The 25,480-nt window shown below is 32.6% G+C and carries 21 protein-coding genes and 1 pseudogene; 9 read left to right on the top strand and 13 right to left on the bottom strand.

Features of this window, described 5'->3' with window-relative positions:
• Window positions 1-138 (bottom strand): annotated as a pseudogene (locus ACHZDT_RS01070) (30S ribosomal protein S12); the annotation flags it as partial.
• A gap of 125 nt (window positions 139-263) precedes the next feature.
• Between ACHZDT_RS01070 and ACHZDT_RS01065 the strand changes: the two are divergent.
• From ACHZDT_RS01065 to ACHZDT_RS01045, 5 genes are all read left to right on the top strand, one after another.
• The gene (locus ACHZDT_RS01065) at window positions 264-1,964 is read left to right on the top strand and encodes a ShlB/FhaC/HecB family hemolysin secretion/activation protein (protein ID WP_394772812.1); all 1,701 of its coding nucleotides are present in this window, start codon (window positions 264-266) and stop codon (window positions 1,962-1,964) included.
• A gap of 347 nt (window positions 1,965-2,311) precedes the next feature.
• Window positions 2,312-5,557, top strand: a complete 3,246-nt coding sequence (locus ACHZDT_RS01060) for a SusC/RagA family TonB-linked outer membrane protein (protein ID WP_394772811.1) — start codon at window positions 2,312-2,314, stop codon at window positions 5,555-5,557.
• 4 nt (window positions 5,558-5,561) lie between these two features.
• Window positions 5,562-7,028, top strand: a complete 1,467-nt coding sequence (locus tag ACHZDT_RS01055) for a SusD/RagB family nutrient-binding outer membrane lipoprotein (protein ID WP_394772810.1) — start codon at window positions 5,562-5,564, stop codon at window positions 7,026-7,028.
• Window positions 7,029-7,112: 84 nt separating this feature from the next.
• The gene (gene rlmB / locus ACHZDT_RS01050) at window positions 7,113-7,847 is read left to right on the top strand and encodes a 23S rRNA (guanosine(2251)-2'-O)-methyltransferase RlmB (RefSeq protein ID WP_394772809.1); all 735 of its coding nucleotides are present in this window, start codon (window positions 7,113-7,115) and stop codon (window positions 7,845-7,847) included.
• 46 nt (window positions 7,848-7,893) lie between these two features.
• On the top strand, window positions 7,894-8,697 hold the full coding sequence (locus ACHZDT_RS01045) for a DUF2490 domain-containing protein (RefSeq protein ID WP_394772808.1): 804 nt from the start codon (window positions 7,894-7,896) through the stop codon (window positions 8,695-8,697).
• A gap of 2 nt (window positions 8,698-8,699) precedes the next feature.
• Here ACHZDT_RS01045 and ACHZDT_RS01040 read toward each other — a convergent pair whose 3' ends face one another.
• Both ACHZDT_RS01040 and ACHZDT_RS01035 read right to left on the bottom strand, forming a co-directional pair.
• A complete protein-coding gene (locus tag ACHZDT_RS01040) occupies window positions 8,700-9,206 on the bottom strand; it encodes a hypothetical protein (protein ID WP_394772807.1) in 507 nt (168 codons plus the stop codon).
• Window positions 9,207-9,272: 66 nt separating this feature from the next.
• Window positions 9,273-10,037 (bottom strand): rhomboid family intramembrane serine protease, encoded by a 765-nt coding sequence (locus tag ACHZDT_RS01035; protein ID WP_394772806.1) that lies wholly within the window; start codon window positions 10,035-10,037, stop codon window positions 9,273-9,275.
• 217 nt (window positions 10,038-10,254) lie between these two features.
• Here ACHZDT_RS01035 and ACHZDT_RS01030 point away from each other — a divergent pair, with 217 nt between their 5' ends.
• On the top strand, window positions 10,255-11,532 hold the full coding sequence (locus ACHZDT_RS01030; RefSeq protein ID WP_394772805.1) for a replication-associated recombination protein A: 1,278 nt from the start codon (window positions 10,255-10,257) through the stop codon (window positions 11,530-11,532).
• Window positions 11,533-11,545: 13 nt separating this feature from the next.
• Here ACHZDT_RS01030 and ACHZDT_RS01025 read toward each other — a convergent pair whose 3' ends face one another.
• Genes ACHZDT_RS01025 through ACHZDT_RS01010 form a run of 4 tightly spaced genes read right to left on the bottom strand, consistent with a single transcriptional unit; the run spans window position 11,546 to window position 14,147 of the window.
• Complete coding sequence (locus tag ACHZDT_RS01025) at window positions 11,546-12,295, bottom strand: hypothetical protein (protein WP_394772804.1); 750 nt, start codon at window positions 12,293-12,295, stop codon at window positions 11,546-11,548.
• Window positions 12,296-12,297: 2 nt separating this feature from the next.
• Entirely contained in the window at window positions 12,298-12,984 is a 687-nt protein-coding gene (locus tag ACHZDT_RS01020) for a YjjG family noncanonical pyrimidine nucleotidase (RefSeq protein WP_394772803.1), read from the bottom strand.
• 3 nt (window positions 12,985-12,987) lie between these two features.
• Complete coding sequence (gene radC, locus ACHZDT_RS01015; RefSeq protein WP_394772802.1) at window positions 12,988-13,677, bottom strand: DNA repair protein RadC; 690 nt, start codon at window positions 13,675-13,677, stop codon at window positions 12,988-12,990.
• The gene (locus ACHZDT_RS01010) at window positions 13,677-14,147 is read right to left on the bottom strand and encodes a GNAT family N-acetyltransferase (RefSeq protein WP_394772801.1); all 471 of its coding nucleotides are present in this window, start codon (window positions 14,145-14,147) and stop codon (window positions 13,677-13,679) included. The genes radC and ACHZDT_RS01010 overlap by 1 nt, the downstream gene beginning before the upstream one ends.
• A 127-nt stretch (window positions 14,148-14,274) precedes the next feature.
• On the opposite strand from ACHZDT_RS01010, the gene ACHZDT_RS01005 reads away from it, so the two are divergent.
• On the top strand, window positions 14,275-14,901 hold the full coding sequence (locus tag ACHZDT_RS01005; protein ID WP_394772800.1) for a DUF1287 domain-containing protein: 627 nt from the start codon (window positions 14,275-14,277) through the stop codon (window positions 14,899-14,901).
• 68 nt (window positions 14,902-14,969) lie between these two features.
• Here the strand turns inward: ACHZDT_RS01005 and murC are convergent, their stop codons facing one another.
• Together murC and ACHZDT_RS00995 are read right to left on the bottom strand one after the other, a co-directional pair.
• Window positions 14,970-16,325 (bottom strand): UDP-N-acetylmuramate--L-alanine ligase, encoded by a 1,356-nt coding sequence (gene murC / locus ACHZDT_RS01000; RefSeq protein WP_394772799.1) that lies wholly within the window; start codon window positions 16,323-16,325, stop codon window positions 14,970-14,972.
• An 834-nt stretch (window positions 16,326-17,159) separates the two neighbouring features.
• Window positions 17,160-19,304 carry a S46 family peptidase gene (locus ACHZDT_RS00995; RefSeq protein ID WP_394772798.1) on the bottom strand — a complete coding sequence of 715 codons (2,145 nt, stop codon included), beginning with the start codon at window positions 19,302-19,304 and terminating at the stop codon, window positions 17,160-17,162.
• 302 nt (window positions 19,305-19,606) lie between these two features.
• On the opposite strand from ACHZDT_RS00995, the gene ACHZDT_RS00990 reads away from it, so the two are divergent.
• Window positions 19,607-20,137 carry a porin family protein gene (locus tag ACHZDT_RS00990; RefSeq protein WP_394772797.1) on the top strand — a complete coding sequence of 177 codons (531 nt, stop codon included), beginning with the start codon at window positions 19,607-19,609 and terminating at the stop codon, window positions 20,135-20,137.
• Between the two features lie 107 nt (window positions 20,138-20,244).
• On the opposite strand, the gene obgE is transcribed toward ACHZDT_RS00990, so the two are convergent.
• The 4 genes from obgE to hpt all read right to left on the bottom strand — a co-directional run bounded on the left by obgE (window position 20,245) and on the right by hpt (window position 23,980).
• Window positions 20,245-21,246, bottom strand: a complete 1,002-nt coding sequence (obgE, locus tag ACHZDT_RS00985; RefSeq protein WP_394772796.1) for a GTPase ObgE — start codon at window positions 21,244-21,246, stop codon at window positions 20,245-20,247.
• A gap of 175 nt (window positions 21,247-21,421) precedes the next feature.
• A complete protein-coding gene (locus ACHZDT_RS00980; protein ID WP_394772795.1) occupies window positions 21,422-22,696 on the bottom strand; it encodes a hemolysin family protein in 1,275 nt (424 codons plus the stop codon).
• A 107-nt stretch (window positions 22,697-22,803) separates the two neighbouring features.
• Window positions 22,804-23,376: an adenylate kinase gene (locus tag ACHZDT_RS00975; RefSeq protein WP_394772794.1), complete on the bottom strand. Its 573-nt coding sequence runs from the start codon at window positions 23,374-23,376 to the stop codon at window positions 22,804-22,806.
• Window positions 23,377-23,449: 73 nt separating this feature from the next.
• A complete protein-coding gene (hpt, locus tag ACHZDT_RS00970) occupies window positions 23,450-23,980 on the bottom strand; it encodes a hypoxanthine phosphoribosyltransferase (RefSeq protein WP_394772793.1) in 531 nt (176 codons plus the stop codon).
• A 184-nt stretch (window positions 23,981-24,164) separates the two neighbouring features.
• On the opposite strand from hpt, the gene ACHZDT_RS00965 reads away from it, so the two are divergent.
• A complete protein-coding gene (locus tag ACHZDT_RS00965; RefSeq protein ID WP_394772792.1) occupies window positions 24,165-25,439 on the top strand; it encodes a PQQ-dependent sugar dehydrogenase in 1,275 nt (424 codons plus the stop codon).
• Window positions 25,440-25,480: the final 41 nt, after the last annotated feature.

Below are 25,480 nucleotides of genomic sequence, written 5' to 3'. Positions count from 1 at the left end.
ACAAGAATCTAAAGCAACCGATTTACTCTTCTTAGTTATCTGAGTTCTTCCTGTTCTTACTAATTGTTGAATTGTTGGCATAATTAATACTAAAAATTTATTATGTATATTAAATTCCCGCTTTTTACGGGGTTGCAAATGTATAAAATATTTTTCAGTTTGCAAACGTTAATCTATTAATTTTCAATAACATTATTTAAACTTATGTTTTTACAAACAAACAATTGATATTTGCAATACTTTTAGAAACCAAAAAATTAGTTTTGAAAAACCTTATCTACATATTTTTTTTATTTTTCGGAATTTCTATCTATAGTCAAAATTTTTATCTAAAAATAATAAGCACTAGCGATGTAGAAAATCACATCATTGACTCCGTAAATTATTCAACAAAACATCCGAACATAAAATCATTATTTGAAGAAATAAAAAAGACAACAGACAAACTTGCCAAAGAAGGTTTTGTAGACAATAAAATAATAGCTACAAATAAAATTAATGACAGCACTTATCACAGTATTATTGAACTAAAAAAACAAATAAAAACCATACATATATATATAGGTACAAATAATGTTTTTTTTACGCCTGCTGAAACAAAAAAAGACACCTTAATTTTCAAATATAATGAGGTTGAAAACTTCCTCGATCAAAAGATAATTGATGCCCAAAAACTTGGTTTTGCCCTAAGTAAAATTAAACTTGAAAATATTCAAAGAAAGAATTTAATAATTTATGCAGACTTAACTTTTAAATCCGAAAAAAAACGTAATGTAAATTCCATTATTCTCAGCGAAGACAATCAAAATAATAAAAGCTATTTTCCTAAGGGACATCTAAAACAACTCAATAGAAAATACTTAAACAAAACCTTTAACCAAGAAATTGTTAAAGAGCTTTATAACGACATCAACAGCTATGAATTTGTTACCCAAACAAAATATCCGCAAATATTATTCACAAATGATTCAACAAAAATATACACTTACATAGAAAAAAGGAAAGCCAACACTTTTGATGGTTACATCGGTTTCTCAAATGATGAAAACAAAAAAACAACATTAAATGGCTATCTTGACATAAACCTATTAAATACACTTCATGCAGGTGAACAATTTTCGCTTTACTGGAAAAGTGATGGAAATCAACAAAAAACATTCAACACAAAAATAGAAATCCCTTATATATTTCAATCTCCACTGGGATTAAAAGCACAACTAAATATCTTCAAACAGGACAGCACTTTTCAAAACACCAGAACCTCAATTGACTTGGGATACTATTTAAATTATAATTCAAAAATATACTTAGGATATCAATCAACAGAATCGAGCGACATTCAAAACACAAATAATTCACTTATCAGCGATTATAAAAACTCATACATCACCTCTTCAATTGAATACAAAAGAATAGATCACATGAACAATCTATTCTCAAAGAAAGCATACATAAATTTCATACTCGGATTCGGAAAAAGAGACACCAACAACAGCCCCGAAACCACTGAATCCAGCAAACAATTTTATAGCAGCTTAAATTTGTCCTATAATTTCGAATTAAATAAGAAAAGCTTTATTTATATTAACTCACAAAATCTTTACCTGAATAGTAAAAACTACATTTCAAATGAACTATTCCGCTTTGGAGGCTTAAAGTCAATTAGAGGTTTTGCCGAAAACAGCTTACAAGGCAACAACACAAACCTTATCTTAACTGAATATAGATATGTAGCAACTCAAAATCTATATATACACAGCATAATTGACTATGGAATTTATCAAGATCAGACAAATTTAATAGACAACAAAAAATTCAACAACCTAATCTCTGTCGGAATAGGATTAGGCCTAGTTACAAAAAATGGGCTGTTAACTTTAATAATAGCTAACGGAAGAATAAACAAAACCGAGATGAAATTTCAGGACAGTATTTTAAACATATGCTACAATGTTAAATTTTAAATAAAAATCCCTTTAATAATTCAAATTCCTCATACCTTAAAGCTGATACAACTAAAATTACACCAAAAAAAACCTCTAAGGCAACTTTTTTTAAGACAAAAGTTATAAAAAAATCAAATTAAAGAATATCAATATACAAATTTAACATTTATTATTTTTGCAATAAATTTAATTATTATCAAATTTAGCACAAAAAATTGCGAATTTTAAATTTATTCACATTTTTTAACGATAAAAAAACAATATCCTACTTTAAAATCATAATTTAACTAAAAAAAAAGCATTTTATATTAGGTAGATTAACAAATTATTAAGATTTTTGTCAAACTAATTCAAAATATTTAAAAATGAAACTAAAGTTCAATGGATTCTTAGTGCTTTTATTAGTACTAATGGCGCAACTAACTTTTGCGCAAGAAAGAGCCGTTTCAGGAACTGTTTCTGATAATACAGGAATGCCTTTACCAGGTGTTAGTGTATTAATAAAAGGAACAAAAACTGGAACACAAACAGATTTTGATGGTAAATTTTCTATCAAAGCATCACCAAGCCAAATTTTGGTATTTAGCTACATTGGAATGAAATCTCAAGAAGTAGCTGCAAGTTCATCTACAGTTAGCGTAAAATTAGTTGGAGATGCGCAAGAACTTGAAGGAGTTGTAGTAACTGCTTTGGGTGTTACAAGAGAAAAGAAGTCTTTAGGCTACTCTTCACAAAAACTAGATGCAGCTGCAATTAACACTGCACCAACAACAAACTTCCTGAATAACCTATCTGGAAAAGTTGCTGGTCTTGAAGTAAGAAACAACTCAAACTTTGGAGGATCTACAAACATTGTTCTTAGAGGGACAAAAAGTATCACAGGAAACAACCAAGCTTTGATTGTTGTTGATGGTGTACCTTTAAACAATGCGAATTTAAATAGCTCAGATACTCAAACCGGAAGAGACGGATTTGACTTTGGTAACTCAGCGTCAGATATTGATCCTAATAACGTAGAATCAGTAAACGTTCTTAAAGGTGCTGCGGCTACAGCATTATATGGTAGTTCTGCTGCTAATGGAGCTATTATGATAACTACTAAAAAAGGAAAGAAAAATGCAGGTTTAGGTGTTTCATTCAGTTCTACTGCTTCAGTTGGAACAATTGATAAATCTACGTTTGTAAAATACCAAAAACAATACGGTGGTGGTGGTTATGATGGTCATGACAACTTCACTTATACTGATGTTGATGGTGATGGTGTTGAAGACAGAGTAGTACCTACAGGATACGACATTTCTTATGGTAATGCTTTTGATGGCTTACCAGCTTATCAATGGAACGCTTTTGCTCCAGGGAATGCTAATTTTGGAAAAGCAACTCCATGGGTTGCCGCACAAAACGACCCTACTTCCTTTTTCGAAAAAGCATTCAATACTGTAAACAGTTTGAACTTAAATGGAGGAGATGACAAAAGTACTTTTAACTTAAGCATAACTAACAATACTGATAAAGGGGTCTTACCAAATAGCAGCCTTAAGAGAAACATCCTTAGTGGTAATTTCTCAAGAGACTTTAGTGATAAATTCACTGCAAGAGCTTTCTTTACATTTACCGATCAAAATACTATTGGTAGAAACAGTTTAGGTTACGGAGATAACTTTATAGGAGGATTTAGACAATGGTGGCAAACTAACGTCGATATCAAAGAGTTAAAACAAGAATACTTCAGAAATCATCAAAATATCACTTGGAATATGAGTGATCCTTTGTCAGGAAATACTTCTCCTGCATTTTGGAATAACCCATACTGGGATAGATACGAAAACTACGAAAGCGATGTTAGACGCAGAATCTTAACAGGAGTGAATCTAAGCTATGACATTACAGATAACTTTAATGTATTAGGAAGAGTAACTATAGACAACTCTAATGACAGACAAGAACTTAGAAAACAAATTGGAAGCCATGCAGAAGAATTTGGAGTTAGTCAAATTAGTGAATCTTCTGGATATTCATTATACACCAGAGCATTTCTTCAACAAACTTACGATTTCATAGCGACTTATGATTTTAAATTAAGCCCTCTTGTTAGTGGTAAAGTATTAGGTGGAGCAACACTTATAAAAACAAGCACTGACTCATTTGATGGGTCAACTACTGGTGGCCTTGTTAAACCAGGACTTTATACATTAGCAAATTCAAATACATTTGTTGCACCAATAGAAACTGAAATAGATTCTGAAAAATCAGGGATTTACGGACAACTTTCATTAGATTATAACAAAATGTTATACCTAGAAGGATCTTACCGTAGAGATCAATCAACAAGCTTATATGTAGATAACAACTCTTATGATTACTATTCTGTAGGGTCAAGTTTTGTATTCTCAGAAATATTAAAAGCTGATTGGTTGTCTTTAGGTAAAGTAAGACTTAATTATGCTCAAGTTGGAAATGATCCAGCTGCTGGTCTATTGGGTGCTAGAATAAACAATGGATTACTAAATGGAAATCCATTATTTCAAAACAGTGCTACATATGTTCAATTCCAAAACTTAAAACCAGAAAGACAAAAAAGCTGGGAGGCTGGTTTAGAAGCTTCAGTATTTAATAACAGATTAAGTTTAGATTTATCTGTATACAAAAGTAATACAGAAAACCAAATCTTTAACGTACCTCAATCTCCTTCAACAGGATACAGCTTTGCACAAATTAATGCAGGTGAGCTTGAAAACAAAGGTATTGAAGTAGTTTTATCAGGATCTCCAATTAAAACCAAAGATTTCCAATGGCAAGTTGCTGTTAACTGGGCAAAAAACAAAAACACAGTAGTTTCTTTAAACGAAGGAAGAACAAATCTTCAATTAGCTAGCTGGAACCAAAATGTTACTCTTAATGCAACCGTTGGTGAACAATATGGTGCTATTAGAGGACAAGGAATCGCACGTGATCCTAACGGAAATAAAATCGTTGATGCAGATGGAAATTATGAAACTATAGATAACCAAATAATTGGTAATATCCAGGCAGATTGGATAGGTGGTGTATCTAATAAAATCACTTACAAAAATCTTTCTTTTAATTTCTTAGTTGATGTTAAAAAAGGAGGAAGCGTTTTTTCACTTGACCAGGCATACGGACAAGATACAGGTGTTGGAGTACAAACGGCATACATCAACGACTTAGGTAATCCTGTTAGAAATACTCTAGCAAATGGAGGTGGATACATTAACCCAGGGGTTACGTTAGATGGTAGTGGTAATTACGTTCAGAACACAACACGTGTAGACGCATCTGATTCTAGTGAAGCAAGCGGAGTAGGTTTTGGAGTATCTGGTAACCCAAACAGCAATTATGTATACGATGCCTCTTATGTTAAACTTAGAGAAGTAGGTTTCACTTATTCTCTTCCTTCAAAATATCTTGAACAAACATTTATTAAAGATATGTCATTCAGTTTAATCGGTAATAACGTTTGGATTATCCACAAAAACTTACCGGACGCAGATCCTGAAGCTGGAACATCTGCAGGTAACATACAAGGATTTCAATCTGGAGTTATGCCTACAGTTAAAATGTATTCTTTTAACGTAAAAGTAAAATTCTAAAAAAATGAAAAAAATAATATATTCAATAGCAATGTTGTCATTATTAATGACAAGTTGCGTTAGCGATGATGTCGCTTTTAATGAGAATAAAGATGCTGCTTATGAAGTTCCTGCAGCCACTTTATTTGGAAATTCTCAAAAAGCGTTAACAGATCAATTAACAAGCCCTAGTGTAAATGAAGGTTCTATCTTTAGATATTTCCCTCAGTACTTAGCAGCAACACAGTACACCACTGAATCAAGATACAGAATAAGCTCAAGAGCAATTGCTGATCGTCAATGGAGAGTTTTGTACGCTACTGTACTTGGTGGCTTAGAATCTGCTAAAGAGATCATTCCTACTGAGGCAGCTCCTACCGGGGTTCCTGCAGCACAATTTCAAAGTGAGCAAAAAAATAAAATTGCTATTATAGAAATATTCGAAGTGTATACTTATCAAATAATAGTTGACTCATTTGGAGATGTACCTTACACAGATGCATTACAACCAAAAACAATACCTTTGCCTAAGTATGAAGATGCAGCTACAATCTATACAAAACTGATTACACGTTTAGATGCTGCTATAGCAAATTTAGATACTAACAATGGATCTTTTAGCTCAGGTGACATCGTTTACAAAGGTAATGTAGCAAAATGGAAACTTTTTGCAAACTCATTAAAAGTAAAAATAGGAGTTAATCTTATTGATTCAAATGAGGCATTAGCAAAAAGTACAATAGAAAGTGCTTACACTAGTGGTGTAATAACTACCAATGAGAACAATGCCTCATTTAATTATGCAGTATCTGCTCCAAATTACAACCCTATTTACGAAAATCTGGTAGCTTCTAACAGAAATGATTTTGTTCCTGCAGCACCAATTGTAAACGCAATGAACACTTTAGACGACCCTAGAAGAGATAAATACTTTACTCCTTTAGCAGACGGGACTTATGCAGGAGGAAAATACGGTTATACAAATATTTACACTATTTTCTCTCATGTGAATCCTATTCTAACAGCGCCAGAATTCCCTTCATTATTAATGGAAGCTACTGAAGTAAATTTTTATTTAGCAGAAGCTGCTTTAAAAGGATTTGCAGTTGGAAATTCGCCTCAATATTATTACAACCAAGCAATCACTGCTTCTTTTGAAAATTGGGGTATTGCAGATAAGGCAGCAGCTTATTTATTAACTCCAAGTGTTAATTATGCAACTGCTCCAGGATCTGATAAACAAAAAATTGCTCAACAAGAGTGGATTGCATTTTATAATAGAGGTTTTGAAGCTTGGACATCATATCGCAGATTAGATTTTCCTGCTTTGGTTGCTCCAGCAAATGCATATTCTGAAGCAGAAGGTCAAGTTCCAAAAAGGTTAACTTACCCAATAAACGAACAAACAGTTAACGGTGCAAACTATGAAGCCGGATCTGCTGCTATTGGTGGAGACAAACTAAAAACTCACATTTTCTGGGATAAATTCTAATTTATTCTCAAATAATTATATCAAACCACTCTGTTCATTCAGAGTGGTTTTTTTTTATATAAACATTATACCTATATTTGTCCCATGGAAAAAGAACATCAAATTTTTGGAATTAGAGCCATTATAGAAGCAATTCAAGCAGGAAAAGAGGTTGATAAAGTATTTATACAAAAGGAAATTTCTGGAGAATTAATGAAAGATTTAATGAAAGTGATGAAACGCGCTAACATTAATTTTTCTTATGTACCTGTTGAAAAATTAAACAGATTAACACCAAATAATCACCAGGGAGCAGTTGCAACAATCTCCCCTATTGGATTTATAGATTTAGAACATTTAGTTGAATCGACTATTGCGTCTGGCACAAAACCATTATTTTTAATATTAGATCAGATTTCTGATGCGCGAAATTTTGGCGCAATTATAAGAACAGCAGAATGTACAGGCGTAAACGGAATCATTGTACAAAAAGCAGGATCGGCACCAGTAAATGGTGACACGGTTAAAACATCTGCAGGAGCAGTATTTAATGTGCCTATTTGTAAAGTTGAGCATATTAAAGATGCAATTTTCTATCTTCAGGGATCAGGAATCAAAACGGTTGCTGCAACTGAAAAAACCGATCAGAACATTTATGATATAGCATTAAACGAACCTGTGGCTATTATCATGGGATCAGAGGATAGAGGAATCAATCCTTCGGTGCTTAAAATTGTTGATGAGAAAGCAAAATTGCCAATGTTTGGATCAATTGGATCTTTAAACGTTTCGGTAGCTTGTGGAGCTTTTTTATATGAAGCTGTTCGCCAAAGAAGTTAAATATCATTGAGAATGAGATTACGAATGACAAATAAATCTATCATGAATGTCTTCAAAATTTACTCATAACATATTCTTATATAAAGCTTATTGTTTATTTGTAATTTCAATAATTACAAATTTAAGCTATGGGCAAACAACAACCTACGGACAATCCTGGAATGAAATACAATTTAGCAGAACATTAAATGAAAAATGGTCTGCTGAATTAGATCTGGGCTCATCTTACAGCAGCACTACAACTTCTTCGAATATTTTTGAGTCAAACATTCAAAAATCATTTAGGGGCTGGGGACATTATTATTTATCTCCACGCTGGAAACTTTCAACTTTTGTTGCTTACTACGACAATAAAGATGTACCGGAAATTGGTCAATTTAAATCTCCGGAATGGAGATTTGCGCTTCAGGGAATATACTATTTTCATAAAACAGGATACACTTTAAGCACCAGAATGAGAGTGGAATTGCGACACATGAGAAACGGACAAGATAATTACGAAAACGTTCTTCGTTATCGCCAGCAAATAAAGTACATAAAACCCATCAATAGCAAAATACTACGCGAAGGAGTTGTTTACGGAATAGCTTCGGATGAACTATTTTTTAAATCCGGAACAAAAGTAACTGGACTTAGTTTCTTTGATCGGAACAGATTAAATATTGGCGCAGGTTATTTATTTACAGATGATGTTCAGGTTGAATTAACTTATGCAAATGAATATTTACCCAGGGACGAACAAAATCAAATTGTAAATGCGGCTTCTCTTACCATTACATTTAATAATCTTTTTAAAAATATTGAAAAAAAATTATCACATCTTCATGATAATTCAAAAGCCGAAGATTAAAATTAGTTTTCTTCCTTTTTTAAAAAACATTTCAACTGTTCCATTATAGCATCTTTATGTAATTTGAAATTATAATCACGAACAAATTCTGTTCCTTTCATATTAATTTCGGCAACTACTGCTTCAAACTTAGAAAAAGCATCAATATCTTTTTGATCCATTAAATAAAGAACCTGCATAATCGAATCATTATTCCTGTATTGCGTGTCGTAATGAGTCAGCTTATATTCTTGCTTATTTGATAAGTGAATAATTAAATCATCTTTGATTTTTTTACCTTCTTTTTTAGACGGAAATGGTGAAGGCTGCAAAGCCACAAAATAATGTTCTTTGTCTGTTACAATATTTATTTTTAGCGATTTTGATTTTGTGATATAAAAATCAGCCGGTTCAAAATAGTACATCATTGTACCATCTGCCTGTACCCTATTTTTAACTTCACATTGAGCTTCTGTTTTTGAGATGAAAGCAAATGATATAACAACAATAAGTAAGTTTATTTTTCTCATAACAAATTGATTGAAATTAGAATACAAACAAAAATAGTCTTTTTAAATCAATCCAATATCCCTGAGTTATAATTCATCATCTGATTCTCTTTTTGTTACAGTATAATTAACTGAGAAATTTGAATTATAATAAGTCGATAAAACTTCCAGTTCATCGTCTGGAACTTCTGCATTTACAAAATTTCCGTTTTCGTCAAAATGTTTCATGAATGCATCCTGATCCGGATTAAAATCTGGTTTTTGCCATTCGTAAACAATGGGTTTTGCATATTCCGGTGTTTTGTAAAATAATGACAATCCAAATCCTGTAATAAAACCCGCCAAATGTCCTTCCCAGGAAATTGTTTTATCAACGTCTGGAAAAACATACCAAATCATTCCTCCATATAATAAAATTACTGATAACGAAAGTGCTACCAAACGATAATATCCAGTTTGGATTCCTTTAAAAAAAATAAAACTCACTAAAACATAAATTAATCCGCTGGCGCCAATATGATAATTTTCACGCCCAATAATCCAGGTTATTAATCCTGAAAACAAAATTCCAAAGCCAATTACAGCAAGAGTTTGTTTTGGATAAAAAAATTGCATAGCTGACAATAATACTAAAAGCGGAATGGAGTTATTATATAAATGATCCAAGTTTTCATGAATAAATGGACTAAACAAAACACCTTGCAAACCTGAAAAGTCACGAGGATAAATACCGTTTTGATAAAAATCAAAATCAAATCGAATTTGAACCCAATAAATAATCCACAAAAAAAGAACAAAAAAAACGGGAAGACCAATAACGGCATTTGAAAATTTAAAGTAGTTATCATTCATTGTTTTGGAATAAAGTTAAAAACACAACATCAAAAAACTATCCAATTACAATTTACTGATAATTTGTCAGCTAACGAGAATATTCATGAACACGATTATAGCCCTGATAGAAGCGGCATCCTTTTTCTGGCTTTTTCAGACAGAAAAAGATATAGCGAATAGCAGGAAATAGCTCCTAAAAATAGAGATATAAATTGAAAAATAGTAATTTTACAAAATGGAAGCACCTTTAGCAGAGCGTATTCGCCCACAGCAATTAGAAGATTACATTAGTCAAAGTCATTTGGTTGGACCAAACGGCTCGTTAACGCAACAAATTTCGAAAGGACTTATTCCTTCGCTAATCTTTTGGGGACCTCCGGGAACGGGGAAAACAACTTTGGCCCAGATTATTGCTCAGGAATCTAAACGTCCGTTTTATATATTGAGCGCCATTAATTCAGGCGTTAAGGATATTCGTGACGTAATTGAGAAAGCCAAACAAAGCGGCGGATTGTTTACGGCTAAAAATCCTATTTTATTTATTGATGAGATTCACAGGTTTAGCAAATCACAACAAGATTCCCTTTTGGCTGCTGTTGAAAAAGGCTGGATTACACTTATTGGCGCAACTACAGAAAATCCAAGCTTTGAAGTTATTCCTGCATTATTGTCACGTTGCCAGGTTTATATTTTAAATGCTTTTACAAAAGCAGATCTTGAAGCTTTGCTTCATCGTGCAATGAAAAAAGACAGCTATTTAGCGTCAAAAAATATTATACTAAAGGAAACGGAAGCTTTACTGAGACTTTCAGGCGGAGATGGAAGAAAACTACTCAATATTTTTGAACTTGTTGTAAATGCTTCTGCTGACGATGAAGTAATAATTACAAATGATCGCATTTTTGAATTAGTTCAGCAAAATACTGTTTTGTATGACAAAAGTGGCGAACAGCATTATGATATTGTTTCGGCATTTATAAAATCTATTCGTGGTAGTGATCCCAACGGTGCTGTTTATTGGCTGGCAAGAATGATTGAAGGTGGCGAAGATGTGAAATTTATCGCTCGCAGAATGCTTATTTTATCCAGTGAAGATATAGGAAACGCAAATCCTACGGCATTTATAATGGCAAATAATACGTTTCAGGCGGTAACAACTATTGGTTATCCTGAAAGTCGGATCATATTGAGCCAATGTGCTATTTACCTCGCAACTTCGCCAAAAAGCAATGCATCGTATATGGCAATTGGAAATGCACAACAACTGGTAAAACAAACCGGCGATTTGCCTGTTCCTATTCATTTAAGAAATGCTCCTACAAAACTGATGAAAGAATTAGGTTATGGCGACGAGTATAAATATTCACACGATTACGCGAATAATTTTGCAGAACAGGAATTTTTACCGGATGCCATAAAAGAAACGGTTCTTTATAATCCGGGAAGCAATTCAAGAGAGAACAGCAACCGCGAATTTTTAAAGAACCGTTGGAAAGATAAATATGGTTATTAAAACCTTATTTTATTTAGAATTTTACTGAAACTTTTTCAGAAACTAATTGGTCATTTTTATAATATTCAAAAAACCATTGATTGTCTTTTGCATTTAACGATCCCTGAACACCATCTTTTATTGCAATAAACGAATCCGGACGTGATGTTTTCAACAACTTCATTACAACTTTAGGCGTTTTATCAATTAACTGATATCCGTTTTCTGTAGGCTGAGCATATAATAAATTAGGGTCTTTCATGTCTGCAACGGGAGCAGCAATTGCTGTCATTGTTACAACCTGAGCTTGCGGAGTTAATGGAGCCGCAGTACTTGATGATTTTGCTGAACCTAAAGCTTTACCATTATATTTATAATGCAAAGCGTTTACCGAAACAAAAGCTAAATCAAGAGACTCTCTATAAGCAACTTCATAATCTTTTTCTTTACTTTTCCCCATATCCGAAGTATAGATTACTTTACCATAGCAATCTTTAAATTCAATAAAAAGTTTAGTGATCAAAAAACCATTGTCTTTTTTTACGTCAACATATAAAAGATCACAACGATCACCAAAACCTGCGGGAAGTTCTTCATTACCATAAAAAGCCTGAAATCCGGCTTTGATTAAATTCGATTTGGTCATTGTAGACATTCTATATTGGTTTTCTGATTTCAGAAAATCGTATTTTAATGGCACAATAACACCTTTGTAATCATTAACTGTTTGCGAAAATCCAACAACCGAAATAAGAAGCGCAATCAACAAAAATTTAATTCTCATAATTATAAATATTTTTTAAGTTCTAATAAATGGTTTACCTGTTTTATATTTTTTGGAGCTTCAATTTTTTTATCATTAAAAAAAATAGCGTCTAAACCAGCATTCAAAGCGCCGTTGACATCTGCATCAAGACAATCGCCAATCATTATACTGGTATGTTTTTGAGCTTTGGCAACATTTATGGCATAATCAAAGATAATACTATTTGGCTTTTTTACGCCAGCGAGTTCAGAATTTGTTATAGTATCAAAATAACTAGATAACAAAGCGTTATTGATTTTCTTGTCCTGAACGTTTGCAAAACCATTAGTAATAATATGCAATTTATATTTTGGTTTTAAATATTCTAAAACCTCAATTGCGCCATCAAAAAGATGATTATTATCGGTTAAGAATTCGATATAATCGTTTGCGATTTCATTTATATTTTCATCTGAAATTTCGAAATTTAATGCATCAAATGAAAACTTTAATCTGTTGTAACGCAACTCGACGTGTGTAATTTTGTCGTGTTGGTATAACTTCCAGCATTCCTGATTTATAGGAGCATATTTGGTTATAAAATCCTGTATTTTGATTTCAGGGAATCTGCTTTTAAAAATTCTGTCAAAAGCCATCTCTGAGTTTTTATCAAAATCCCAAAGCGTGTGATCTAAATCAAAAAAAACATCGGTAATTGTGGTATTCATAAGCTAAAAAATTCCTTCATCTACAAAACTATAATATTTTGTTTCAGTTATAATCAAATGATCTAAAACTTTAACATCTAAACTATCTCCTGCAATTTTTATTTTCTTTGTAATTTGCTTATCCGCATCACTTGGTTCTAAATTTCCTGACGGATGATTGTGGCACAAAATCAAGCTTGTAGCTCCACATTCGAATGCTAATTTAAAAACAAGACGAACATCTACAATTGTTCCTGTGAGTCCACCTTTACTCAATTGAGATTTTGAAATTACTTTATTAGAATTATTCAGAAAAAGTACCCAAAATTCTTCGTGTAACAATTCACCAATAATAGGCTGCATAATATCAAAAACTATTTTGCTGGAGGTAATCATTTCCATTTTCGCAGCATCTTCTGATCTTCGACGGCGTCCTAATTCTAAAGCTGCAACAATTGCAATAGCTTTTGCCTCTCCTATTCCTTTAAATTTAGTTAATTGTACGATAGACATTTTCCCTAAAGCGTTCAAATTTTTTGCATGAATTAAAATTCTGTTACTAAGAGCTACAGATGTTTCATTTCGGCTTCCGGAACCAATTAAAATAGCAATCAATTCAGCATTACTTAACGCTTCCTTACCTTTTAGCATTAATTTTTCACGCGGACGATCTTCTTTTGACCACTCAGAAATTGGATAATAAGTAGCATCCATTATTGTACAGCATTAATTGTTTTGCTCATGCAAATACTATTCGTCAAACCTATATAAGGTTCATAATTGTCAATAATTTCGAATCCCACTTTTTGATATAAACTTATTGCTTCAATTTGTTTGTACAAAGTTTCTAAAATCATAGATTGAAAACCTTGATTTAGTGCTTCGTTTTCAAGTTCTTTTATTACAAATTGAGCCAATCCTAAACCTCGTGCTTCCGGCAAAACAAACATGCGTTTTAATTCTACCGTACTTTCATTATATTTTTTAAAACAACCACTTGCAACTGGCTTTTCGTCTAAATATATTAGAATAACATTCGGGTTGAATTCTATTAAATTATTCCCCCAATATGCTGTTTTAAGTTCCGGATAACGTTCCCATAAAAAAGTATCGAATATCTTTATTATCGATACAAAATCAGGATTTTCACTAGTAGTTTTTACAATCTTTATTTTTGAATTCATTTTGCTATATCTAAAAGGCTAATATATTTAAAAATAAGAAAAATCAGTCATTTAGTTATTACTATTTTATAATTAATTAATTTTAAAAAGCGAAACGACTATTAACCCATCTTATATCTTTATCAGAATGAAATCTATACTTAAAATCGTAATCTTCTTTTTACTTATTTCTTGTAATCAAAAAGATAAAGACAAGGTTTTAGCCGAAAATAGTCCTTTGAAAACAAACAGTTTTGCAGAAAAACTATCAAACGCAGCTATATCTATAATTGATCCTTCAATAGATTATGATCCTGCTTATTTTTCTATCGAATATCCGAACGGAGATGTTCCGAAAAATAAAGGTGTTTGCACAGATGTAATTATTCGATCTTATCGAAAATTAGGCATTGATTTACAAAAGAAAGTTCACGAAGATATGATCGAACATTTTGCAGAATATCCGAATTTCGAAAAATGGGGAATGACAAAAACCGATACAAATATCGATCACAGAAGAGTACCAAATCTTGAAATTTTCTTTGAAAGAAAGGGAGAAAAAATAAACGTAACTGAAAACCCGAGCGATTACAAAACTGGAGAAATTTTAACCTGGATGATTAATGACAAACTTCCACACATTGGGATTGTAACACATAAAAAAACCTCTGACGGAAAACGAAATCTAATCGTACATAATGTTGGCAACGGACAAGTTTTACAAGATTGTTTATTCGAATACAAAATTACCGGACATTATAGATATTGGGAATAAAAATCAAAAAAATGCCAATTACAAAACTGCAATTGGCATATTATATTATTCTCAAATTATCAAATTGACTAATTAATCAAGCCTTTTACTTCATCAAAGTTTAATCCTCCATAATTCCCTGAACTCATCAATAATAAAGCAGAATTATCAAGATTCAAATTGAATAAATATTCTTTAAATTCCGTTGGATTTGTATAAATGATTAAGTCTTTACGATTAAAAGCCGTAGCAATTTGCTCATAAGTCACTTCTTCTAATTGTTTAATTTTTACAGCATCCGGAGAATAGAATACAACGGCAACATCTGCATATTCCAGCGCTCCTTCATATTCTTTCAAAAACTCAGCATTCAAGCTACTATAAGTATGTAATTCTAAACAAGCTACTAAAGTTCTGTTTGGATATTGTTCCTTAACTGCCTTTGTAGTTGCAGCCACTTTACTTGGCGAATGTGCAAAATCTTTATAGGCAACTTTTCCTTCTCCTTCAGCAATTTTTTCTAATCGTTTAGATGCGCCTTTAAAACTGGCAATTGCTTCATAGAAATCGGCTTCGTCAACGCCCATGTTTTGGCAAATCCATTTTGCTCCGGCCAAATTATTTAAATTGTGCGCTCCAAAAACTTCAATCGGCATATCACCTTCCGGAGTTTCTAATAAAGTTACGCCATCGCTTACGCTATATTTAGGAGTAGAATATGCCAGTTTACGAATTGGGTTTGTAGCCGCTTCTGCAACACGTTTTACTTCTGCATCATCTTCATTATAAACCAGGATTCCGCCATTTGTAATTTTAGCGATAAAAATCTCAAATTGCTCAACATAATTTTCATAAGTTGGAAACACATTGATATGATCCCATGCAATTCCGGAAATCAAAGCAATATTAGGCTGATATAAATGAAATTTAGGACGTCTGTCTATCGGAGAAGATAAGTATTCATCACCTTCAAGAACAACAAAATCATTTTCTTCGGTAAGATGAACCATCGTATCAAAACCTTCTAATTGCGCGCCAACCATATAATCAACTTCAATATTATGATAATGCATCACGTGCAAAATCATCGAAGTAATAGTTGTTTTTCCGTGAGAACCTCCAATTACAACTCGCGTTTTATTTTTAGATTGTTCGTATAAAAATTCAGGATACGAATAAATGGTAAGACCCAATTCCTGTGCTTTCAATAATTCAGGATTATCTGCTTTCGCGTGCATTCCTAAAATAATGGCATCAATATCTGCAGTAATTTTTTCAGGAAACCAACCTAATTCAGCCGGTAAAATTCCCTTTTTTTCTAATCTTGATTTTGATGGTTCAAAAATAGCATCATCACTACCCGTTACGTGATATCCTTTGTTATGTAATGCTAATGCTAAGTTGTGCATCGCACTTCCGCCTATTGCGATAAAATGTGTTCTCATTTAAATTCCAATTTTTTAATCCAAATTCCTATTGATACTTGGAATTTAGTTTTTGAGATCTAACTATTTATGCCTCAAATTTTCGTTTTAATTCCTGTGCTTTTTTAGCGTCTTTTAATTTGTTCAAATATAAATTATATAATTTTTGAAATGTGATTTTTGATTTACCAATTTCGTTTGCTTTTATATAATTTTTTTCTGCCGATGCATATCTTTTAAAATATTCGTCAATTCTGCCTTTTGATAAATAACCATCAACGGGCGAAAATTGTGCTAATTCATTCGAATATGAAAGTGCTTTAGATTCGCTTCCGCCTAAAATTCCGGGTAATAATAAATAAATTTCGATCAAAGCCCATCTTGCCTGAACGTGTTTTGGATTTAAGACAATTGCTTTTTCAAATGCTTGTTTCATATCATCAACCATTGTAAAAGCCTTGAGTTTATTCACTTCCATCGCTCTCATTGCAAGACAGCCTCCATATTTATAAAAATAATCAGCTTCGGTAGGTTTTAATTCTTTTAGCTTTTTGAAATATTCTGCTCCTTTTACCCACGATTTATGAATGGCAGCGATTTCTCCTAAATATTCAATTGTTTTTATGTCCGAAGGTTTTGTTTTTAAAACTCCTTCAAAAAGAACTTGCGCTTCGTCATACTTTTTTGCATGAAATAACTTTTCGGCTTTTTCAAAATTCGATTGTGACCAAATACAAATTGGAACAAATAAAAAAAGAAACAGCAGTTTTTTCATGTCTCAAAAATAAGAATTAAAAACAAGAAACCCGACAGATTTTAAAAACCTGTCGGGTTAAACTATAAGTACAAATTGAATTATTTCACAATAGTCAATTCATCAATAATATTTTTAGCTCCTGCATATTTGTCGATAATCCAAAGTACATAACGAATATCTACGTTAATTGTTCTTTGCAATTTAGGATCAAAAATAACATCTCCAGCCATTGCCTCGATATTTCCATCAAAAGCAATTCCTATTAATTCCCCTTTCCCGTTAAGAACCGGTGAACCTGAGTTTCCTCCTGTGATATCATTATCCGTTAAGAAATTTACTGGCATGTATCCATCTTTATCAGCATATTGCCCATAATCCTTAGCTTTGTTTAACTCTAATAAACGAGCTGGCAAATCAAATTCCTGATCTCCTGCTTTATACTTTTTTACCATACTTTCCATGGTTGTATAATTGTTTATTTTAGCATCATTACGAGGGTCAGCAGGTAAAGCACGAACTTTTCCGTAAGTTAATCTCAAAGTTGAGTTTGCATCCGGATATTTAATCGTATTTAATTTTGATTCTCTTAAACCTTCTACTAATTCACGGTAAGCAGTTGCAAAACCATCATCAGATTTCAATTGATCCTCTGTTTTAAAACGATATTTTGTATTCAAATCATTAGAGATAATATACAAAGGATCATGAACAATTGCCAAAGGTTTTGGGTCAGCCATAAATGCTAACACTTTTTCTTTGGTCGTGAAATAACTTGTTTCAGTTGCTTTTGTAACATCTGCAGTAAAATCACCATTATTTGCTGATTTCATTTTAGCAATTTGCGTAGCTAAACCATATTCAGCTCCTTTTACAGCATATAAATTCAATTGCGCCGTTAAAACATCTTTTTCAAGCGGAGCATAAAATTCACCGTAAATATTATCAATTAACGTATTGATCTTAGGTAACATTTCTGCTCTTTTAGCATCATTTTCCTTGTAGTAAGCAATTAACGCATTTCCTAAATTTGCAGTTCCTGACGCATAAGCAGAAGTACGCAAAAGTTGGCTTAAATAATTATCGTGAGTTGCTTTTAAATTCGTCGATCTGTAATAATCATTAATAGTAGGAATTACATTTTCGTATTTCTCTTTATTAGCAGGTTTATTTGCCCACTCGTAGAATTTATCTTCCTGTGCAGATTTAACATCAACCGTTCCTGCTTTTGTTAAAGCATCAATCATTCCCTGGCGGTTTTTCCAGTAATTTGCTGTCGAAGCATATTTAGATGCATATTGCAAACGAACTGTTGCATCTTTATCCATATACTTTTTCATTACATCCATTCCGGTTTTAGCACCTTCAACCCAAGCAGGATAAGCATATTTAATATTTTGTTCGATTCCGCCAGCTGGCATCCAACGGTTTGTTCTTCCAGGATATCCTAAAATCATCGCAAAATCATTTTCTTTTACTCCTTTAATACTTACAGGTAAGTAATGTTTAGGTTGTAAAGGCACATTATCTTTAGAATATGTTGCAGGATTTCCCGATTTATCAGCGTAAACTCTAAACATAGAGAAGTCTCCAGTTTGACGAGGCCATTCCCAATTATCTGTATCTCCTCCAAATTTACCAACACTTTCAGGTGGCGTGCCCACTAAACGAACGTCTGTGTAATCCTGATAAACGAAATAGTAATATTCATTTCCCTGAAAGAAAGGACGAACAGAAACGGTGTATTTTCCACCTTCGTTATTTTCCTTTTCAATCAAATTAATTTCTTGCTGAATAACTGCATTTCGCTCTGTTTCAGTCATTGTATCATTTACTTTTGATAAAATTCTTTTAGAAACATCGTCCATACGAACAAAGAAACGTACATATAATGATTTTGGTTTCATTTCGGCAGTTCTTTCCTTTGCCCAGAAACCATCTTTTAAATAATTTTGTTCTGCTGTAGAAAGTTCTGCAATTGCATTGTAACCGCAGTGGTGATTCGTTAAAACTAATCCATCTTTTGAAACGATTTCAGCAGTACAACCCCCGTTGAATTGTACGATTGCATCTTTTAAACTATGATGGTTGATACTGTAAATTTCTTCGGCTGTTAATTGCAAGCCCATTTTTTCCATATCTCTATGGTTTAATCTTTCGATAAACATCAAGAACCACATTCCTTCATCAGCTTTTACAGGAAAAGCCATTAGGCACATGGTCAAGAATAAAACTACTTTTTTCATGTTATTTTGTTTAAGTGGTGCGAATATAATTCATTTTCGCAACAAAAAACAACTCAGAACATCAAAACCAAAACATACACGACCAATTTTAATACTGTTTTACGAAATTCATAATTTTAAATAAAATAAATAATATGCATATGTGCAAATTCTTATTTCATAAAATTCAAAGCAAAACAAAAGATATATACTAATATCATGACTAAATTGTAAAAATAAACCGTCATTAATAAAATTACAAAATAAATTATTTCTTACAAATAAAATTATTTATGTTTGTCTCAATTATTTAATTTAAAGAAATGAAAAGATTATTACTAGGTGTAATATTGCTGGTTGCAACTATTACACATGCTCAAAAAGGGTCGATATTATTAGGTGGAAATGTTGGATTTGCTTCAGAAAAAATTGGAGATTCGAAATCAAATACTTTTGAATTTTCTCCAAAAGTAGGATACCAATTCACAGACAACTGGACAGCGGGAGTTGAAGGAGCTATTGGAACAATTGATGTTAAGGGATTTGAAAAAACTGAAAATTATAAAATTGGAGGTTTTGTACGTTATTCCACTCCACTTTCAGAAACATTTGCATTTTATACTGATTTAGGAGCGGGTTATCAAAACACTTCTCTAAACAATGCTAAAGGAATGTATGTAAATCTTACTCCGGCATTATTTATTAATATGAAAAGAGGATTTGGTTTAAACTTTTCTATTGGTGGAATCAGCTACGATAATCTTGATGGAAAAAATGATCCAAGACAAGAACGTATTGGATTTGATTTTGGAAAGACATTTAAAATTGGAGTTTCTAAAAATTTCGGACTATAATTCTTTAGTTTCTAACTTAGAAACCGAAATAATTTTGTTTTTTTCGTTCAAAAACAAAAACCCGACAATATTAATTGTCGGGTTCTCTATATTTTAAAATATTATTTCTAATCGTTCAACATTTTCCACAGTTTATCTTTTAGATCAGTTAAACCTTGTTGGGCAACTGATGAAATAAACATATACGGAATATCCTTGAAAGCAACATCAAGCTCCACTTTTAATTCGGCTTTAAGTTCGTCATCCAGCATATCACATTTAGAAATTACTAATAAACGTTCTTTGTCCAGCATTTCAGGATTGTATTTTGTCAACTCATTAACTAAAATATCATACTCACCTTTAATATCCGGCGTATCAACGGGAACTAAAAATAACAATGTTGAGTTACGCTCAATATGACGCAGGAAATAATGTCCAAGACCTTTTCCTTCTGCAGCACCTTCAATAATTCCCGGAATATCTGCAATTACAAATGATTGAAAATCTCTGTAAGCAACAATTCCTAAGTTTGGTTTTAGGGTTGTAAAAGGATAATCAGCAATTTTTGGTTTTGCAGAAGTTAATACAGATAATAAAGTTGATTTTCCAGCATTAGGAAAACCTACTAAACCAACATCAGCCAAAACTTTCAATTCCAAAATAACATCCATTTCTACTCCTGGTAAACCTGGTTGTGCGTATCGTGGTGTTTGATTAGTTGCACTTCTAAAATGCCAGTTTCCTAATCCGCCTTTTCCTCCTCTCGAAAGAATTTGTTTTTCACCATCTTCGGTAATTTCAAATAAGGTTTCTCCGGTTTCTTTATCTTTTACAACAGTTCCTAAAGGTACTTCGATAAATTTATCATCACCATCAGCTCCTGTACTACGATCTCCACCTCCGTCACCACCGTGACCTGCTTTAATATGTCGTGCAAACTTTAAATGAAACAGTGTCCAAAGTCCTTTATTTCCAACTAAATATACGTGTCCACCTCGACCACCATCACCACCGTCCGGGCCTCCTTTTTCAATAAATTTCTCTCTATGTAAATGTGTAGATCCTTTTCCTCCCTTTCCGGAAGAAACATATATCTTAACATAATCTACAAAATTTCCTTCTGTCATTTTCTTTTTGTTTATGTATAGTTTAAAGTTTAAAGTTTCAGGTTTCAAGTTGGCGCAATGCAATTAACTTGAAACCTGAAACATATAAAACCTGAAACAAATTTTTATTCTCAGTCGCAGTCTCAATTTTCAGTGCAGCTGCGACTAAAAACTGAGTCTGAAAACTATTTTATTTTTACTCTTTTAGCGCTTTCACCAGCACTTTATCAATCTTTACGCCATCCATATCGATGACTTCTAACACAAATTTTTGCCAGATTAATTTTTCGCCTTCTTTCGGGATATGAGAAAGCTCAGTCATAATCATTCCGCTTACGGTATTTACTTCGTAATCATTTGTCAATTCGTCTAACTCAAAATAAGTCAGGAAATCGTGTAATGAATAATGTCCGTCAACCAGCCACGAACCATCTTCTCGTTCTACTAATTTAAATTCATCTTTATAAAAATCAGATGCATCGCCAACTAATGCTTCGAGAATATCATTTAATGTAATAATTCCTTGAAAAACGCCATATTCATCTGATACTAATGCATAATGGATTCCTGTTTTCTTGAAATTTTCAAGTGCTTTATAAGCTGTTGTCTGCTCCATTAAATAAGGAGCATCTATCATAATAGCGCCCAAATCAAAATGATCGCTTTCGATGTTTGCAAATATATTTTTCAGGGTTACGATTCCAACTATATCATCATAATTATCTCTGTAAACCGGATAAACGGTATGTAAATCCATTAAAACAAGTTCCTTTATTTTAGCTTTATCAGCATTAAAAGGCAACATATCTACAGATTTACGATGCGTCATTAATGAATTCACTTTTCTGTCGCCAATATGAAAAACGCGCTCCACGATATCTTGCTCAATTTCCTGAACTTCTCCGCCTTCGGTTCCTTCTTTAATGATTGCTTTAATTTCTTCTTCGGTAACTTTACCATCAGCCGAAGGTTTTATTTGCAAAACATTCAATAAAAAATCTGTTGATGTTGTAAGCAGCCAAATAAATGGCGCTGTAATAATCGAAACAATTTTCATTGGTAATGCAACCGCTTTTGCAATGGCTTCCGGATAATTTAATCCAATTCGTTTTGGCAATAATTCTCCTAAAACTAAGGAGAAAAATGTTAGAATAACAACTACAATCCCAACTGCAACTGAATGTGCGTATGGTTTTAAAACTGCAAATCCGCTAACAAACATTTCTACATCTATTGTGATTTTATCACCACTATAAATACCTGTCAAAATTCCAATTAAGGTAATTCCGATTTGTACAGTTGATAAAAACTTGTTTGGTGAATTAGCTAAGTCAAGGGCAGTTTTCGCACTTTTATTTCCTTTTTTTGCGGCAGTTTCAAGTCTGTTTTTTCTTGCTGAAATGAGGGCAATTTCAGACATGGAGAAAACTCCGTTTAATAGTATTAGAAAAAATATTATTAGTATTTCCAATTTGAGGGTTATTCGTTATTTAATAGTTCGTTAATATAATTTGCAACTTCAGTATTTCATCGCCTCCCGATAGCTATCGGGATTTCACGTACAGCTGGAAAAAGCTTCTACAAATTATCAATAACTGACGTTAATCGTTCTGTAATTTCTTCGATAGTTCCTATACCGTTTACGGCATAAAACTTATTTTGTTCTTTATAATATCCAATTAGTGGAGCCGTTTTTTCATTATATTCCTGATATCTCACACGAATTTTTTCTTCGTCCTGATCATCAACTCTTCCACTTGTTTTTCCTCTTTCTAACAAACGCGCTACTAAAATTTCATCATCAGCTTCTAATGCAATTGTTGCTGTAACACTTGACCCAATTGTTGGTAAAAATTTATCTAAAGCTATTGCCTGATCTAAAGTTCTAGGATAACCATCGAACAAAAAACCATCAGTATCAGGATGTTTGTTTACCTCGTCTATTAACATTGCTGTTGTAACTTCGCAAGGAACCAATTCTCCATTGTCCATAAAAACTCTTGCTTTTTTACCTAAATCTGTATCATTTTTTAAATTAAAACGAAAAATATCTCCTGTTGAAAGATGATTTAATTTGTATTTTTCTTTTAAAAATTCTGCCTGAGTTCCTTTTCCTGCTCCCGGCTTTCCAAATAAAACAATATTAATCATAATATGAGTGAGTGTTGTTACTTCTGTTTTTTATAAGAAGTTTTAAATGAATATATAGTTGTGTGTGTTTGTATTATTCTGCTAATTTGTAAACTTCGGGCAAATTTCGTCCTAAACCGTCGTAGTCTAATCCGTAACCAACAATGAATTTATTTGGAATTCTGATTCCGATATAATCTATTTTAATATCTTTTTTATATGCATCCGGTTTAAAAAACAAAGTAGCCACTTTGAAATGTTTTACATTTTGTTCTTTAAACATATGCTTTAATTCTTCAAGCGTATTTCCGGTATCAATAATATCTTCGATTATGATTACGGTTCTGCCAGTCAAATCCTGATTGATTCCTATTAACTCTTTTACCGTATTTGTTGATTCAGTTCCTTCGTATGATGCCATTTTGATAAATGAAACTTCGCAAGGACTTTTATATTTTTTTAAAAAATCAGCAACTACCATAAATGCCCCATTCAAAACGCCAATAAAAATTGGAGTATCATCTCCAAAATCATCCTCTACTTGTGCTACCATTTTAGTTAAAGCGAAATCAATTTCTTTAGCCGAAACAAACGGAACAAATTGTTTATCGTGAAGTTGTATCATTATTTTTATGTTTAAAATAATGGGCAAAGATACAGAATTACAACCAAACTGTAAGTATCAAAATAGGGAGGACACATATTTTTTTAAGAATGTTAAATATCACTTAATATTTACAATTTTTTTCTAAAAAAGTTTTTATAATTTACTAAATTGTTGTTCTATAAATAATTAACCCAAAACACAAATGAAAACGACCGCCCAAATATTTTCAATATTCTTTTTAACTATAATGACGGCCTGTAACGGACAGGTAAAGAAAGAAGAGAAAGAAACTCTGGCAAAACAACCCAATATTACTGTAAAAACAGCAATTGGCGATCTGACTTTACCGCCTCCATATGCAACCGAATCTAAAACAAATAGTAGTAAAGTTATTAAATGGCCAGAAGGAAAAACGCCTATAGCGCCACAAGGCTTTACAGTTACAAAATTTGCAGACGGTCTTGAAAATCCACGCTGGACTTATATCGCTCCAAACAATGATATTTTTGTTGTTGAAAGCGGAACAAGAACGAGTAAAAACCAAATTACTGTTTTTCGTGATAAGGATAAAGACGGGAAATTTGAAACTCGTGAAGTTTTTATAAAAGATCTCAACAAACCTTTTGGAATGCTTGTTCTAAAAGACTTTTTTTATATTGCAAATACGGATGGTTTATACCGATATCCTTATAAAAATAATCCGTTGAAATTAGAAACACAGGGAACAAAAATCCTTGAACTTCCGGCTGGCGGATATAACAATCACTGGACGAGAAATATAATTGCAAATCAGGACGGATCTAAAATATATGTTTCTGTAGGTTCAGGAAGTAATGTTGGCGAAAACGGAATGGACAAAGAAGTGCGTCGTGCGGATATTTTAGAAATTAATCCTGACGGAACTGGCGAAAAAATTTATGCCGCAGGACTTAGAAATCCTGTTGGAATGGATTGGAATCCTGTAAATAAGGAACTTTGGACTGCTGTTAACGAGCGTGATGAATTAGGCGAAGATTTAGTTCCTGATTATGTTACAAGTGTAAAAAGGGATGGATTTTATGGTTGGCCATATTCTTACTACGGAAATAATCCTGACCCAAGAATGAAAGGCGAGCGCAAAGATCTTGCAGCTAAAGCTATTGTTCCTGATGTTCCAGTTGGTTCTCATACAGCATCTTTAGGATTGGCTTTTTATAATAAAGAAGCTTTTCCTGCAAAATACAAAAACGGGGTTTTCGTTGGACAACATGGTTCCTGGAATCGCGCTACAATATCAGGTTATAAAGTAGTATTTGTTCCTTTTGCTAACGGAAAACCTTCAGGAAAACCAGAAGATTTTTTAACTGGTTTTATTTCAAATGCTGACAAAGCCGAAGTTTATGGCCGTCCGGTTGCAGTAACAGTTATGCAAGACGGATCGCTGCTTGTAAATGATGATAGTGGAAATACAGTTTGGAAGGTTACTGCTAATAAATAAAATTAAATTCCAATATTTAATCCCGAAGCTTCGGGACCAAA

The organism is Flavobacterium sp. (assembly GCF_043722275.1).
Lineage (GTDB): Bacteria > Bacteroidota > Bacteroidia > Flavobacteriales > Flavobacteriaceae > Flavobacterium.
The sequence above is the reverse complement of the archived record's forward strand: the minus strand, read 5'-3'. Positions and strand labels throughout refer to the sequence as shown.